This is a genomic window from Enterobacter sp. PL_is514, from assembly GCF_055816715.1.
Window position 1 is genome coordinate 276901 of the sequence record NZ_JBVPGN010000027.1, and the last position, 15102, is coordinate 292002.

The following is a 15102-nucleotide window of genomic DNA, read 5'->3' on the forward strand; positions in this document are numbered from 1 at the left end:
TATGGCGATGCGTCTAAACGAAAATCTGGACGATAACGGCGAAATGCATGAGATCAACGTGACGCCGTTTATCGACGTTATGCTGGTTCTGCTGATTATCTTCATGGTGGCTGCGCCGCTGGCGACGGTGGATGTGAAGGTAAATCTACCTGCCTCATCCAGCCAGCCCCAGCCGCGCCCGGAGAAGCCTATCTACCTGTCGGTGAAGGCGGATAAATCCATGTTCCTCGGCAATGACCCGGTGACGGCCGACTCTGTCATCCCGGCCCTGGATCAGCTTACGGGCGGTAAGAAAGATACCACGGTCTTCTTCCGTGCGGATAAAACCGTTGATTATGAAACCATGATGAAGGTAATGGACACGCTGCATCAGGCGGGTTACCTGAAGATTGGGCTGGTCGGCGAAGAAAAAGCGGCCAAAAAATAGAACGAAAGCTGGCGAAAGCCAGCTTTTTTGTTTTCTGCCACGCGGCATCGTTATTATTTTCTGCTGTATATCCCCATTCTTCATATTTCCTTATCAATAAAGCCATAATTAATAATCCATTGATAGTTAAGTAAATATTAGTATTCGGCTGAGTCATTAAAATATATCGTTGGCTGAAATGGCGTCGTGGAATATCCCCACTACGCTTAAAAAAGATAATAAAAACAAACCTTCTTCGAAGGATCTTTTCACCTGCACAGCAAGAGACTCCCTATGGCTACGATGACATGGCTGTATCCGCACGCGCCTCAAAACGATCTGTTTTCGCTTTCTGCCATTCGACGACGCGCCGACAGGCTAATACTGGTGCTCATCTGGTCGCTGTGGGCCATCTCGCTGGGGGTGGGCTATATCAACGAGAATATCGTGCAGGGGGCGATTATTGGCACCTCTCTGGCCTGTTTATCGACGCTGCTGACGCTGTTGTTTCCCGGCGCGCTGTTGCTCCGCCTGAGCTCTGCGTTTGTGCTAATGGCATTTTCCGCGCTGCTGATTCATCTGGGCGAAGGCGAAACTGAATACCATTTTTCGGTTTTTGTCCTGCTCTCCGCGCTCCTTGCCTGGCGAGACTGGCGCCCGCTGGTGATGGGGGCGGCGGTCATCGCGTTACATCATCTGGTGTTTAACTATCTGCAGGAGAATGACCTTTACGGCGTCGTGGTGTTCATGCACACCGGCTTTCATATGGTGGTTTTCCACGGGCTGTTTGTGGTGGTCCAGACCGCAATTCTGGTTCTGCTGGCGATACGAATGGAGCAGGACGCCCGCTCGGCGAGCGAGGTGGCAAGGCTGGCGGGGGTGATCAACCGTGAACCGGGGTACCTCACGCTGGCCGTCGATGCGGTCCCCGCAGAGTCTTCCTTTGCCCGCACGTTCAGCCTGACGCTGGGCACCATGCGCGCCACGCTTGAGCAGGTTAGCGCCAATATTGGGCAACTGCTGGAGGCATCCCGCGCGTTAGGACAGCGCAACAGCGCGCTGTCGGAACGTACCGATCACCAGGCAAGTTCGCTGGCGACGGCGGCCAGTGCGATGGAACAGTTAAGGGCTGTCGCCACCCTGACCAGTGAAAAAGCAAGCCAGGTCAGGGAGGTGGCGTTCAGCACCAGTAACGTGGCGGAGCAGGGGGGCCATAACGTACGGCAGGCGATTGCGGCGATGGAGCACATTCGCGAGGAGTCGCAGCGCATTTACGCCATTCTGGAGTTGATCGACGGGATTGCGTTCCAGACCAATATTCTGTCGCTCAACGCCTCGGTCGAGGCTGCCAGAGCGGGCGAACATGGCAAAGGCTTCGCGGTGGTTGCCTCGGAAGTGCGCGTGTTGGCCCAGCGCAGCGAGGGGGCTGCAAAAGATATCCGCCAGCTTCTGACCGCATCGCAGGCAACCACGCTGCAGGGCGTCGAGCAGGTTGAGCAGGCGGGTATGACAATGAAGTCGATCATTGAGAGTATCGAAGGGCTTCGCTCTCTGCTGGAGGAGCTGTCGCAGATGAGCGAGCAGCAGCGGGCGAGCATTGCGCAGATGAACGACAGCATTGCCAGCATCGATGCCAGCGTGCAGGAGAACGTGCGTCACGTAGCGCAAACAGTGCAGGTGGCTGAAGCGCAGCGCCAGCAGACGGGTCAGTTAAAAGAGGCGATTGCCGTATTCAGATTTAATTAGCGTTGCGGTTCGGAAGGGGCGCTGGCACCAGACGCCAGCGCGTCTTCATCAAGCGCCACGCAGGTGACGTTTGAGGTACGGAACTCACCGTCTGACAGCTTGCGCGTCAGGCGCAGGGTGGCGATTTCTCTGGCAAGCAGATACTGGTAATTGGCCTCGAGGCGACCCAGAAGCTTCTCTTTCAGCTCTGGCCGCTGTTCCATGATGGTGTTCATCACGGCACCGTAAATTTCTTCTTTGACCTGTAGCGGATAAATTTCACGGCGATTCTGCCATTTCAGCCGCACCAGCGTTGCCGGGATCGATACCAGGTCCTGGGTAATACGCGTCATCTCGTCATTTTTTGTGTTTCGCAGCGCATCGAGATTTTGCTTTAAGATAAATTCATCACTTTTCTTATCATCTAAAGTCAAATAAACGTCGTTGTTTTTAACTTCCTTCACGTTAATCCTCCCCAAGGCTATAAAAAATTGGGTTGTTTTTTTCGCGCGTAATTAAGTTAAGCCAAATTTCATTGCCCGCTTTGTTAATTTCTTCGGTTTTCTCGGCCAATATTTGACTTAGTTTCTGGGCATCTATTTCACCCTCGGCCTGCAGGTCATTCAGCAGGTGGACAAAGGCTTCAATTTTTATGGCGCGAAATAAGCGGTCTTTTATATGGCGATCGTGCTCTTCCAGCAACATATTTCGGGATTTGCCAGTTCGGGAAACACCAATTAATATATCGGGCTCGAAATCAGAGAGCTTTCTTTTCCCCTGAGTGAAACTGGCCTCTTTTTCTGCTTCCGTCGGTTGCTGTTCCACAGGCGTGATGTGGTACTTAGCCGGGACGAGATAGTCGGGCAGCATTTTCAATTTCCTTTAATTTCAACAGGGTGGGGTTGGTAAAGGCGTGAGATTCGTTGACAATATCATGAGGCAAATTTAAAATCAAAAAAAATGGAGCCTACCCATGAACAGCATCTTTTTTACGGTCATCACATTACTATTACTGACCGCTGGTGTTCTTTTATTGATGCAGGAGTTCAATAAAACGAAAGTGTCGAAAGACACCAGTGAACCCCCGCAACCTGAACTGATGACAAAAGAGGAAGGTGAAGACCATTTCTCTGTATTGATGAACTCCGTTACGCCGGTCTGGTACTGGCGGGTGAACCACGAATATATCGACTTTTTACACGCGACAATTAAGCGCATGAAAATGTCGGAAATTAATGATACGCCCGGACTGTTTGAGGCGCAGCGTCGCTGTAGCGACCTGAATTCAGCCGTGTATAAATATTATGACAATATCAAAAAGCGCTGCCTTAACGGCGAGAAGGTCTCTTATTCCGATCTGGACGTATTAAATTTGCGGCAGTGTTTTCGCGAGTTCAGTCTGGAAGCCTATCCTGAGCTGGTGGCGCTTGTCTGGCCGGAGTACGCCCGTCCAGAGGTTAACCCGGACAACGTCTGAGTGGCGTACTGTTGAGTTATTGCAAACAGTCAGCGCCGTTGAGATATACTGGGCGCTGGTTTCTTTTGCAAACAGGACTTTATGGAACGCTTTTTTGAAAATGCCATGTACGCCTCTCGCTGGATACTGGCCCCCGTCTATTTTGGCCTTTCGCTGGCGCTTGTCGCGCTGACGATTAAGTTCTTTCAGGAAATCCTGCATGTTCTGCCGAACATTTTTTCCATTGCCGAAGCGGATTTGATTCTGGTTCTGCTGTCGCTGGTGGATATGACCCTGGTGGGCGGGCTGCTGGTGATGGTGATGTTCTCCGGCTACGAGAATTTTGTCTCCCAGCTTGATATCGACGAGCGTAAAGAGAAGCTCAGCTGGCTGGGCAAAATGGATGCGTCATCGCTGAAGAATAAAGTGGCCGCGTCGATTGTGGCGATCTCCTCTATCCACCTGCTACGCGTGTTTATGGACGCGAAGAACGTGCCGGATAACAAACTGATGTGGTACGTCATTATCCACCTGACGTTTGTGCTCTCTGCGTTTGTGATGGGGTATCTGGATAAGATCAGTAAGAAGTAATTCCCCCTCACCCTAACCCTCTCCCACAGGGAGAGGGCCGGGGTGAGGGCATCAGACCGCACTATTTATCCGACGACGCCTGCCACAGATTCAACTCCCCATCCGCAACATGCTGGTCAATCCGCTTGAGTTCGTCCTCCGTAAAGCGCAGGTTTTCCAGCGCCTGAACATTCTCTTCCAGCTGTTCCGGGCGGCTTGCGCCAATCAGCACGGACGTCACGCGCGCATCTTTCAGCAGCCAGCTTAGCGCCATCTGCGCCATGGTCTGACCGCGCGCCTGCGCCATTTCACTCAGTAAACGCAGGCTGTTCAGGTTGGCTTCGGTCAGCATCTTTTCGTTCAGACCACGGACTTTCTTGCCTTCACGCTGCATGCGTGAATCTTCAGGAATACCGTTCAGGTATTTTCCGGTCAGCAAACCCTGTGCCAGCGGGGTAAAGGCAATACACCCCGTCCCGTTTGCTTCCAGCGCATCCAGCAAACCGGTCTTATCGACCCAGCGGTTGAGCAGGTTATAGGACGGCTGGTGGATCAGCAGAGGGATCTTCCACTCGCGCAGCAGCTCGGCCATTTTTTGTGTGCGCCCGGTTGAGTAGGAGGAAATGCCCACATACAGCGCTTTCCCACTCTGCACGGCGTGGGCCAGCGCGGCGGCCGTCTCTTCCATCGGCGTGTTTTCATCCACGCGGTGGGAATAGAAAATATCCACATACTCGACGCCCAGGCGCTTCAGGCTCTGATCGAGGCTGGCGAGCAGATATTTGCGTGAACCGCCCGAGCCGTACGGCCCTGGCCACATGTCGTAACCCGCCTTGGTGGAGATAATCAGCTCGTCGCGGTACGCGGCGAAGTCCTCCCGCAGCAGGCGGCCGAAATTCTCTTCCGCGCTACCCGCCGGAGGTCCGTAGTTATTGGCGAGATCGAAATGGGTGATGCCGAGGTCGAAGGCTTTGCGCAGCAGCGCGCGCTGGGCATCAAGAGGCTGGACGTGGCCGAAGCTGTGCCACAGTCCCAGCGACAGCGCAGGAAGGCGCAGACCGCTCTTTCCACAGTAGCGGTACTGCATATGTTCATAGCGGGTAGCGTCAGGGTACCAGGACATGATGTCTCCTTTTCTTATCGATAATTTTTTGAAACGTCGTTTTCATTCTGAACTTATCACATCACTAAGCGCGAAGATAATGGTTAACGGCGGCTGTGCGACCAGTGAAGCCACGCTAATTAAAAATGATCACAAAACGTTATAATTTCCCTCGTTCCTGCCGATAACGAGAGTAGTACTCGCCTCTGGGCGAACTCACCCTCACGGCAAGGAAGACTTATGAATATGCTCCGTAATTTCACGATCCGCTTCGTCATGCTGGCGATTCTCGGGATCTTTTGTTTAATGTGGGCGGGTGTTGGACTGTACAGCACCTGGTCCCTGTCTCGCGTGACTGATGGCAACGAGGTGGACCGCCAGTTGGTCAAACAGATGACGGTGCTCAGTCAGGGCAACGATCAGTATTTCCGCTTTGTGACCCGTCTGAGCCGAGCGATGGAAGTCAAAGCTGCAGGCGGCACGCCGGATCTGGCCTCTGCCCAGCAGGCGCTGGATAACATGGGCAAGAAGCTGGCTGAAATGAAAGCCATTTCCCCTGGCCCGATGGATGAGCAGATCTCTTCCCGGGTGATCGGCACCTGGCAGGCGCTGCTTGAACAGGGCGTGACGCCGCAAATGCAGCAGGCGAAGTTGGGCGCGCTGGACGGCTACCGTCAGCAGGCCAACAACGTCACCCCACCGCTGAGCCGCGCGTTCGGTGCGGCGGCTGAAGAGTTCAACAATGCCGCCGCGAAGTCGCTCGACAGCACCCGCGTGGTGGTGGACGGCCTGACCAGCATGACCCGCACGGTGATTATCGTTGCCACGATAATCGGCCTGCTGATCCTGCTCTTCACCGACCGTTACCTGGTGGCGATGCTGGTCAAACCGCTGGACCGCATTCGCCAGCAGTTCCGCCAGATTGCCCAGGGCGATCTCAGCCAGCCCATTGAGCCGTTCGGCCGCAACTGCGTGGGCCAGCTGGTGCCGCTGCTAAGCGCCATGCAGGACAGCCTGCGTGAAGCGGTCAGCACGATCCGCTCCGGCAGTGAGAATATCTGGCGCGGCGCAACGGAGATCTCCAGCGGTAACAACGATCTCTCGTCCCGTACCGAAGAGCAGGCGGCCGCGCTGGAAGAGACGGCAGCCAGCATGGAACAGCTGACCGCCACGGTGAAGCTGAACGCGGAAAGCGCGCGTCAGGCAAGCCAGCTGGCCGATGTGGCCTCTACCACTGCCAGCCGCGGCGGCTCGCTGGTGGAAGAGGTGGTGACCACCATGAGCGGAATTTCGGAAAGCTCGAAGAAAATTGCTGAAATCACCAACGTAATCAACAGCATTGCCTTCCAGACCAATATTCTGGCACTCAATGCGGCGGTTGAAGCGGCGCGCGCGGGCGAACAGGGGCGTGGTTTCGCGGTAGTGGCAGGTGAGGTCCGCAACCTGGCAAGCCGCAGCGCCAACGCGGCCAAAGAGATTGAGGGGCTGATTACCGACTCCGTTTCCCGCGTCGAGCAGGGGGCGAAGCTGGTGGGCGACACCGGCACCACTATGGATGCGATTTTGCGTGACGTGACGGAAGTGACGACCATTATGAAGCAAATAGCCTCTGCCTCTGAGGAGCAAAGCAAGGGCATTTCGCAGGTCGGGGTTGCCATTACCCAGATGGACGGCGTTACCCAGCAAAACGCCTCGCTGGTTGAAGAGGTTTCCGCGGCGGCGGCGGCGCTGGAGCGCCAGACCGAAGATCTTCAGCGCTCGGTGCAGAAGTTCCGCCTGACGGCATAACGCAGCGCTGCAAGGCCGCCTTGTGCGGCCTTACATTATTAACGTCTTCCCCTCCAGCTCGCGCTGAAACTGCTATTCTTTTGCTAACCCCCCTGACGTTCTGGGCTCTCTTCTATGAGGTGTTGCTATGAACAGATCGTTATCTGTCATCCCTGTTCTCTCTTTCATTTTTCTGATGCTGTTTTCGGTTTTTGCCAGTGCGACCCAGCAGGCGCAGGAACGGCGCGTGGCGCGTGATGTCAGGCAGGAAACCCGCGATACGTCACGGCAGGTGAAGCAGACCTGCGTGGCAAACAATAACCAGAGTAATCACGACTGCCGCCAGGACAAGCGCCAGATGAAACAGTCCGGACGGCAAAAAGCGCGGGATATTAAGTATTAACATAACAGGTGAGGCGGCATGCAAGCGTATTTCTTGCCGCCTTTTAAAAAAACGTAAGTCAATATTTTTTAAATATTAAAGTATTTGCTTGTAACAATATATTTGGCATTTTCTGCACATTCCAGAACATGAAAATTAATATTGTCTTAAGATTCAGCCGACATAATGAATTATCTTCTTGATACCGGAAATAATTCAATTTATGAAAAACCGTATTATTTTATTTGCTGCCCTGGCAGGTTTTGCCGTGGTCAATACAGCGATGGCCCAGAGCGTCACGGTCGATGTCCCTGCCGGGTATAAGGTCGTGATTGTTCCGCAGTCAGCCACGGTTCCTGAGGCGGTAAGCGTTGCGCCTGCACCTGCACCTGCACAAACAACGTATGTCGCCCCTGCACCGGTCTATCATCCGCGTGCACGCCATGTGGCGAGCGTGGCGGAAGGGATGGTGATTGAGCATCAGTATGACGATCACCATTGATGTATTCCGGGTGACATTTCTGGCCATAAGTTGAGGGCAAATAGTCGTGATTGGGTGCAGGGAGTTATTACTGAACAGTCATGAGGCCGGGCACGCGCTGCGACGCCCGGCGAAGTTTATCAGTGCGTCGCTTCACCAATCAGCGCGCCCGTTCCCGCGCCAACGGCCGCACCTTTCAGCACGCTCTTGCCGGTAACCGCCGCGGCACCTGCGCCCACGGCAGCACCTACCGCACCACCTTTACGCGCGGCTTTACCTTTGTCGCCGTTTTTGAACATGGCACCGGTGCCTGCGCCAACGACGGCGCCGCCAACCGTCGATTTCAGATCTTTACCCGTCGCCGCGCCAATGGCTGCGCCTGCTACCGCGCCAGCGGCGGTTTTGTCGATGGCCATTCCCGAGGTGGAAAAAATGAGGGCGCTGATAACCAGCGTTGTTTTAATAAGTTTCATAACAGATCCTTTGTGACTGCTGTCGGTTGATACGTTGCTTCTCACTCTGAGGTGAGAAAAACGCACAGATAGTGCCAGCAATGCCGGCTCAACCTTTAGGCCAATCATGCCCTGAGCAAGGATCTCTGTTGCCGGGCGGCGATCCGCCCGGCTAGTCGTCACGCCTGACGTTTGTCTTCTGTATTGGTCTCGAAGTCGCTCGCCGCGTGGCGTTCGTGGAGCTGCTCGTTCAGCTCGCCGCTGGTGCGGTTAACGATACGTCCGCGCTTAACGGCATGGCGGTTCGCCACGTCTTTCGCCCAGCGCTGCACGTTGGTGTACTTTTCTGCGTCGAGGAACTCAGCGGCGTTATACACGCTGCCCAGCGCTACGCAGCCGAACCATGGCCAGATAGCGATATCCGCGATGGTGTACTCCTCACCCGCTACGTAGCGGCCGCGCGCCAGCTGTTTATCCAGCACGTCGAACAGGCGTTTGGCTTCCATGGTGAAGCGGTCAATCGCGTACTCGATTTTCACCGGGGCGTAGTTGTAGAAGTGGCCAAAACCGCCGCCGAGGAACGGCGCCGCACCCTGGAGCCAGAACAGCCAGTTCAGCGTCTCGGTGCGTCCCGCCGGATCTTTCGGCAGGAAGTGGCCGAACTTCTCCGCCAGATAGAGCAGAATATTGCCGGATTCAAATACGCGCGTTGGCGGGTTCGTGGAGTGGTCACGAAGCGCCGGTATTTTCGAGTTCGGGTTCACCTCAACGAAGCCGCTGGAGAACTGATCGCCCTCGCCGATGCGGATCAACCACGCGTCGTACTCCGCGCCCGTCACGCCCAGCGCCAGCAGCTCTTCGAGCATGATCGTCACTTTCTGGCCGTTCGGTGTTCCCAGCGAGTAGAGCTGCAGCGGGTGCGAACCGACAGGTAGATCTTTCTCATGGGTCGCGCCGGAAATGGGGCGGTTGATGTTGGCGAACGCGCCGCCGTTGTTCTTTTTCCATTCCCACACTTTTGGTGGCTGATACGTGTTGTCTGACATGTTGGCCTGCCTTTTGAGTGATGTGTTGAGGCAGTGTAGCAGGAGATTTGTGAAGCGTTTAACCAACTGAGCGTAATCGATCTGCCGCTATTCCTTCCGGCGCTTATATATATCAAATGCGGCATAAGCTTAATCGAAAATCGCATTTTCATAATTAATGCGTAAACGGATAAAGCTGCATATGATGCTTCAACATAAATAAAAGATGCAGTCATAAACACTTTATAAGGCAAGGAGTTAGTGAGATGCGCAAGCTTCTGTTATCGGCAGTGGTCGTTTCGCTCGCGTTAGGCCTGGCGGGCTGTGATGATGCGAAAAATAAAGAGACCAATACCCCCCCTGCGGCAAAAAGCGACGCGCCAAAAGAGGGCGGTTCGCTGATTATCGGTATTACCTCCGGCGACCCGTTAGCCGTTAATCCGCTCTATGCCAGCGACCGTACCACGTTAACGATCATGCAGGCGCTCTATGCCCCGCTCTATAGCTTCAACAACGGTAAGATCGAGTGGGGCCTGGCGGAAAGCCTGAAGCCCTCCGCCGACAACCTGAGCTACACCCTGACGTTAAAACCCAATCTGAAATGGCAGGACGGACAGCCGCTGACGGCGGACGACGTGGTCTTTACGTTCAATAAGCTGCTGGATGCCAAACAGCACAGCTTCTTCCGCAGCATGTTCACCTACGGCGATAAGCCGGTACAGGTAAGCAAGGTTGACGACCGCACCGTTAAGTTCACCTTACCGCAGGTCAGCGCGGCCTTTACCGGCACTCTGGTTCAGATCTACCCGATTCCGCAGCACGTGTTCGCAGGTGAAGGTGACCTGGAAAAGAGCAGCAAAAACGATGCGCCGGTCGGCTCCGGGCCGTTCAAATTCAAAGAGTACCGCGCCGGGCAGTATTACGCCCTGACCCGTTTCGATGATTACTGGAACGGCAAAGCGAAGCTTGATTCGGTTACCTACCGTTTCGCCAAAGACAGCAACGCCGCCAACCTTGCGCTGCAAAACGGTGAAATCAACCTCAAGATGGTTGACCCGCAGGACGTGAATCGCCTGAAAAATACCGGTAAGTTCGACTTCGTGGTCTATCCGGAAGGCCGCCTGGCCTATATGACGTTCAACCAGAACGTGCCGGTGATGAAGAGCAAAGCGCTGCGTCAGGCCATCGCGTATGCCATCAACAAAGACGAGCTCACCCAGACCGCGTTTACCTCGCTGGACTACGCTAAACCGGCGACCTCGTTCCTGACGCCCGATACGCTTTACAAGACGGATGACGTTGAACAGTACAAATTCGATCTGCAAAAAGCCAAAGAGCTGCTTAAAGCGTCCGGCGCGCCGGACAACCTCAAGCTGCGCCTGGCGTATGTGAACACCAACAAAACCCAGGAGAGCATGGCACTCTATATTCAGCAGGCGCTGAAGGCGATTGGGGTGAACGTGGAGCTGATGCCGCTGGACTCCAACGCCATGTCTCAGCGCAGTCTTGATATGAACAACACCGCGTGGGAGCTGAACCTGGGCGGCTACATCATGGGCTCCGAGCCGGACGGTTACAAATCGCTGTTCATGAGCAACGAAGCCTATAACTATGCGCACTACAAAAATCCGCAGTTTGATGCCCTGTGGGATAAAGGCGCAGTGGAAACCGACGCCGCGAAACGTGCCGATATCTACAAGCACATTCAGCAGACCGTGGCGAACGACATGACCTACTACCCGATTGCCTACACCAATGCGACCGTCGCGGTGGACAAGCGCTTCGGCGGCACCCAGGAGGCAGAGCCGAAACCGGTCTATCTTTTCCAGGATCTGTCAAAAATCTATCAGAAATAAGTGATTGCCCCGGCCGTCAGGTCGGGGATTTTGTAAGGGCACGTCGTGAACACACTCCTCACCCGTCGGTTGCTGCAGCTGCTGCCGATGCTGTTCTTTATTTCACTGGTGGCGTTTTTGCTGGTCAAGCTCGCGCCCGGCGATCCGGTGGCGGCGTACATTACGCCGCGCATGGCCCCGGAAGATATCGAGCGTATTCGCCAGAGCCTGGGGCTGGATAAGCCGCTGGTCACGCAGTACGTCCTGTGGCTGAAAAACGTCCTGCAGGGCGATCTCGGCTATTCGCTGATTTATCACCGCCCGGTGCTGGAGATGATCGGCGAACGCATTCCGGCCACGCTGGGGCTGATGGGCGCGTCGCTGCTGATGGCGATCGTGCTGGCGATCCCGCTGGGCCTGCTGGCGGGGGCATTTAAGCACCGCTGGCTGGATCACGTGCTTAACTTGTTCGCCTATATCGGCATCTCGGTGCCGATTTTTTGGTTCGGCATCTTGCTCATTACGGTCTTTGCCGTGCAGCTTAACTGGTTCCCCAGCATGGGTATGCGCACCATCGGCATGGAAGATAACGCGCTGGACGTGCTGCGTCACGGCGTGCTGCCGTGTATTGCCCTCACGTTCTACAACCTTTCCAGCTACGTGCGCTACATCCGCTCCAACACCATCTCGCAGCTCTCGGCCGACTACGTGCAGACCCAGCTGGCCTACGGCGCCACGCGTTCCGGCATTCTGTTCCGCCACGTGCTGAAAAATGTGCTGCTGCCGGTGATTACCCTGTTCGGCCTGTCGTTCGGTGAGCTGATTGTGGGGGCCTATGTGACGGAAAGCGTCTTCTCGTGGCCGGGGATGGGGCTGCTCGGGATCCAGTCGATCGCCTCGCTGGACTACCCGCTGATCATGGCGATCATCATGCTCTCGTCGATGATGCTGATCGTCGGTAACCTGATCGCCGATCTGCTTTATCGCTTCGCCGATCCCCGCATTCGTACGCTGAGGTAACCCGGATGAGCAGACGCTGGCAGCAGGTTCGTCACCAGCTGCGCCGCAACCGTCCGGCGCAGTTCTCCCTGTTTGTGCTTTTTATTTTCGTTGTCGCCGCGCTCTGTGCGGGCCTAAGTCCGTACGATCCGGATCGGATGGCGCTCGGCGCACGCACGCTACCGCCGGATGCCGCGCACTGGTTCGGCACCGACGAGTATGGCCGCGACTACTTCACCCGCGCGCTGTATGGCGGCCAGATCTCCCTGATGGTCGGTTTTCTGGCGATGCTCTTTTCCACGCTTATCGGCACGGTGGTAGGAACGGTGAGCGGCTATTTTGGCGGCTGGCTGGATAACCTGATGATGCGCGCCGTGGATATCCTGATGGCCATTCCGGCCTTCTTCCTGCTGCTGGTGGTGAATGCTTACCTCAAGCCGGGCGTGGATAACATCATTCTGATCATCAGCCTGCTGACGTGGATGAACATGTCGCGGCTGGTGCGCGCAGAAACCTTATCGGTGAAAGAGCGCGAGTATGTGCTTTATGCCCGCGCGTCGGGGGAAAACCCGCTGCGCATTATCGTGCGCCACATTATTCCCGGCGTGCTGCCGACCATTATCGTGGCCGCCACGCTCAATATCGCCTCGGCCATTCTGATGGAGTCGACGCTCAGCTTCTTAGGGCTGGGCGTGCAGGCGCCGGCGGCATCGTGGGGAAGCATGCTCAACAACGCCCAGTCGTATATTGGCGAAGCGTCGTGGCTGGCGATGTTCCCCGGCATTTTGATCCTGCTGACGGTGTTCAGCTTTAACGTGCTGGGCGATGTCTTCCGTACCGCCTTTGAGCCAGGAGCGAATCGCGATGAGTAACCTGTTAGCGCTTGAGAACCTGCAAACCACCTTCCGCACCCGCGAGGGCGAGGTTCACGCGGTGCGCGGCGTGAGCTTTCAGGTGCAGCCGGGAGAACTTGTCGGCATCGTCGGCGAGTCGGGCTGCGGGAAAAGCGTCACCTGTAAGTCGATCATTCAGCTTCTGGGGAACAACGGACGGATAACCGGCGGCAGCATCCGCTTCCAGAATGACGATCTGGCGCAGAAAACCCCTGAGCAGATGCGCGCCATTCGCGGCAACGAGATCGCGATGATTTTCCAGGATCCGATGACCGCCCTGAACCCGGTGCTGACCATCGGCAAACAGATGGCGGAGATCCTGATGCGCAATAAAGGACTGACCAAAAAAGCGGCCAAAGCGGCGGCGATCGCCATGCTGGAACAGGTGGGGATTGCCGAAGCGGAACGCCGATACGACCAGTATCCCCACGAGTTTAGCGGCGGGATGCGCCAGCGGGTGATGATCGCGATTGCGCTCTCCTGCAACCCTAAGCTTCTTATTGCCGATGAGCCAACCACCGCGCTGGACGTGACCATTCAGGCGCAGATCCTGCGTCTGCTGAAAAGCCTGCAACAGCAGACCCAAACCGCGATTCTGCTGATCACCCACGATCTCGGCGTGGTGGCGCAGGTCTGCAGCCGCGTGGTGGTGATGTACGGCGGGCTGGTGATGGAGGAGGGGAGCGTGGAGGACATTTTTTATCGCCCTGCGCATCCTTACACTCAGGGTCTGCTGGCCTCGCTGCCGCGCCCGGATGAGGTTAACCAACGCTTATCGCCCATCGAAGGCGCGCCGCCTGGCCTGCTTAACCCGCCGCCGGGCTGTCCGTTCGCCGAACGCTGCCCGAAACGCATGCCCCAGTGTGAACGGCAGCCCGCATTTTACACCGCCGGAGAGGGCCATCGCGCCGCCTGCTGGCTATGGGCCGATAAGGAGATTCAGGCATGAGTGAACAACAGGCGCCATTAGTGAGCGTTCGCGATCTGCGCAAACACTATCCGCTCAACGGCGGTCTGCTGCATAAAGGCGTGGCCGTGAAGGCGGTTGATGGCGTGAGCTTTGATATTCAGCCCGGCGAGACGTTTGGCCTGGTGGGAGAGTCCGGCTGTGGGAAATCCACCCTCGGGCGCGCCATCCTGCGCCTTTTCGATATTACCTCTGGCGAGATCCACTTTGCCGGGCAGGCGATCGCTCACGCCCGCGAAAAAGAGCTCAAGCCGCTGCGTAAGCGGATGCAGGCGATTTTTCAGGATCCTTACTCCTCGCTCAACCCCGGCATGACGGTACGACAGCTGGTGGCCGAGCCGATGCAGATCCACGGCTACAGCCGCGAAGAACAGCGGGAACGTACGGAAACGCTGCTCTACAAAGTGGGGCTGAAGCACGAACACCTTGAACGATTCCCGCATGAGTTCAGCGGGGGGCAGCGTCAGCGCATCAGTATTGCCCGCGCGTTGTCCGTGCGTCCTGAATTTGTGCTGTGCGATGAACCGCTTTCGGCGCTGGACGTCTCGGTGCAGGCGCAGGTGGTGAATATTTTGCAGGATCTGCAGCAGGAGCTGGGGCTGACCTATCTGTTCATCGCCCACGATCTCTCCATGGTGCGCCATATCTCCAGCCGCATTGGGGTGATGTATCTCGGTAAGCTGGTGGAGGTGGCCCCGGCGAATGAACTGTATCAGCGTCCGGCGCACCCCTACACCCGCGCGCTGCTGGCGGCGGTTCCCCGGCCCGATCCGCGCATCCGCAATCTCGAAGACGCCACCCTGCGCGGCGACATTCCAGGCCCCACGTCCGCGCTGCCGGGCTGTAAGTTCTGCAGCCGCTGCCCGCACGCCATGCCGGTTTGCCAGACGCAGGAGCCTGCCATGCGGGAGATTGCGCCAGGGCATTTCGCGGCGTGCTGGTTGTTTAACGTGTAATTAATGCCCCACGCAGGTGTATGATAAATGCCCCTCTGTCAGGTTAATTACAACGTGCAGACGACGACAACCCTTAAAAAAATTGC

The 15102-nt window shown here is 56.2% G+C and carries 17 protein-coding genes; 12 read left to right on the forward strand and 5 right to left on the reverse strand.

Annotated elements, in window-relative coordinates:
• The first annotated feature begins 1 nt into the window (after position 1).
• Complete coding sequence (gene exbD / locus AC0TNG_RS05470; RefSeq protein WP_024906515.1) at positions 2-427, forward strand: TonB system transport protein ExbD; 426 nt, start codon at positions 2-4, stop codon at positions 425-427.
• A gap of 273 nt (positions 428-700) precedes the next feature.
• Positions 701-2152: a methyl-accepting chemotaxis protein gene (locus tag AC0TNG_RS05475; RefSeq protein ID WP_061714474.1), complete on the forward strand. Its 1452-nt coding sequence runs from the start codon at positions 701-703 to the stop codon at positions 2150-2152.
• Here the strand turns inward: AC0TNG_RS05475 and AC0TNG_RS05480 are convergent.
• Together AC0TNG_RS05480 and AC0TNG_RS05485 are read right to left on the reverse strand one after the other, a co-directional pair.
• Entirely contained in the window at positions 2149-2595 is a 447-nt protein-coding gene (locus AC0TNG_RS05480) for a hypothetical protein (RefSeq protein WP_061714475.1), read from the reverse strand. The two genes, AC0TNG_RS05475 and AC0TNG_RS05480, sit on opposite strands and share 4 nt — an antisense overlap.
• Position 2596: 1 nt before the next feature.
• A complete protein-coding gene (locus AC0TNG_RS05485; protein WP_048990472.1) occupies positions 2597-3001 on the reverse strand; it encodes a hypothetical protein in 405 nt (134 codons plus the stop codon).
• Between the two features lie 103 nt (positions 3002-3104).
• Here AC0TNG_RS05485 and AC0TNG_RS05490 point away from each other — a divergent pair, with 103 nt between their 5' ends.
• Together AC0TNG_RS05490 and AC0TNG_RS05495 are read left to right on the forward strand one after the other, a co-directional pair.
• Positions 3105-3608, forward strand: coding sequence for an ESA_00282 family adhesion-associated protein (locus AC0TNG_RS05490; protein WP_023309170.1), 504 nt, complete (start codon positions 3105-3107; stop codon positions 3606-3608).
• Positions 3609-3689: 81 nt separating this feature from the next.
• Positions 3690-4178: a TIGR00645 family protein gene (locus AC0TNG_RS05495; RefSeq protein ID WP_023333400.1), complete on the forward strand. Its 489-nt coding sequence runs from the start codon at positions 3690-3692 to the stop codon at positions 4176-4178.
• 61 nt (positions 4179-4239) lie between these two features.
• Here the strand turns inward: AC0TNG_RS05495 and AC0TNG_RS05500 are convergent, their stop codons facing one another.
• Positions 4240-5280 (reverse strand): aldo/keto reductase, encoded by a 1041-nt coding sequence (locus AC0TNG_RS05500; protein WP_032650239.1) that lies wholly within the window; start codon positions 5278-5280, stop codon positions 4240-4242.
• A 219-nt stretch (positions 5281-5499) separates the two neighbouring features.
• Here AC0TNG_RS05500 and AC0TNG_RS05505 point away from each other — a divergent pair, with 219 nt between their 5' ends.
• The 3 genes from AC0TNG_RS05505 (at position 5500) to AC0TNG_RS05515 (ending at position 7910) form a co-directional block, all read left to right on the forward strand.
• Positions 5500-7047, forward strand: coding sequence for a methyl-accepting chemotaxis protein (locus AC0TNG_RS05505; protein ID WP_024906520.1), 1548 nt, complete (start codon positions 5500-5502; stop codon positions 7045-7047).
• Positions 7048-7174: 127 nt separating this feature from the next.
• On the forward strand, positions 7175-7429 hold the full coding sequence (locus tag AC0TNG_RS05510; RefSeq protein WP_090418665.1) for a hypothetical protein: 255 nt from the start codon (positions 7175-7177) through the stop codon (positions 7427-7429).
• 202 nt (positions 7430-7631) lie between these two features.
• Positions 7632-7910 (forward strand): hypothetical protein, encoded by a 279-nt coding sequence (locus tag AC0TNG_RS05515; protein ID WP_473713200.1) that lies wholly within the window; start codon positions 7632-7634, stop codon positions 7908-7910.
• Between the two features lie 119 nt (positions 7911-8029).
• Here AC0TNG_RS05515 and AC0TNG_RS05520 read toward each other — a convergent pair whose 3' ends face one another.
• Together AC0TNG_RS05520 and yghU are read right to left on the reverse strand one after the other, a co-directional pair.
• Positions 8030-8362, reverse strand: coding sequence for a glycine zipper domain-containing protein (locus AC0TNG_RS05520; RefSeq protein WP_008499797.1), 333 nt, complete (start codon positions 8360-8362; stop codon positions 8030-8032).
• Between the two features lie 158 nt (positions 8363-8520).
• Positions 8521-9387, reverse strand: a complete 867-nt coding sequence (gene yghU / locus AC0TNG_RS05525; RefSeq protein WP_008499796.1) for a glutathione-dependent disulfide-bond oxidoreductase — start codon at positions 9385-9387, stop codon at positions 8521-8523.
• 245 nt (positions 9388-9632) lie between these two features.
• Here yghU and AC0TNG_RS05530 point away from each other — a divergent pair, with 245 nt between their 5' ends.
• The 5 genes from AC0TNG_RS05530 to AC0TNG_RS05550 are packed head-to-tail and all read left to right on the forward strand — an operon-like array spanning position 9633 to position 15016.
• Positions 9633-11222 carry an ABC transporter substrate-binding protein gene (locus tag AC0TNG_RS05530; RefSeq protein WP_473702208.1) on the forward strand — a complete coding sequence of 530 codons (1590 nt, stop codon included), beginning with the start codon at positions 9633-9635 and terminating at the stop codon, positions 11220-11222.
• Positions 11223-11267: 45 nt separating this feature from the next.
• Positions 11268-12221 carry an ABC transporter permease gene (locus AC0TNG_RS05535; RefSeq protein WP_090418657.1) on the forward strand — a complete coding sequence of 318 codons (954 nt, stop codon included), beginning with the start codon at positions 11268-11270 and terminating at the stop codon, positions 12219-12221.
• Positions 12222-12226: 5 nt separating this feature from the next.
• Positions 12227-13072: an ABC transporter permease gene (locus tag AC0TNG_RS05540; protein WP_021242100.1), complete on the forward strand. Its 846-nt coding sequence runs from the start codon at positions 12227-12229 to the stop codon at positions 13070-13072.
• Complete coding sequence (locus AC0TNG_RS05545) at positions 13065-14042, forward strand: ABC transporter ATP-binding protein (protein ID WP_024906525.1); 978 nt, start codon at positions 13065-13067, stop codon at positions 14040-14042. Before AC0TNG_RS05540 ends, AC0TNG_RS05545 begins: the two co-directional genes overlap by 8 nt.
• Positions 14039-15016 carry an ABC transporter ATP-binding protein gene (locus AC0TNG_RS05550; RefSeq protein WP_090418654.1) on the forward strand — a complete coding sequence of 326 codons (978 nt, stop codon included), beginning with the start codon at positions 14039-14041 and terminating at the stop codon, positions 15014-15016. The genes AC0TNG_RS05545 and AC0TNG_RS05550 overlap by 4 nt, the downstream gene beginning before the upstream one ends.
• Positions 15017-15102: the final 86 nt, after the last annotated feature.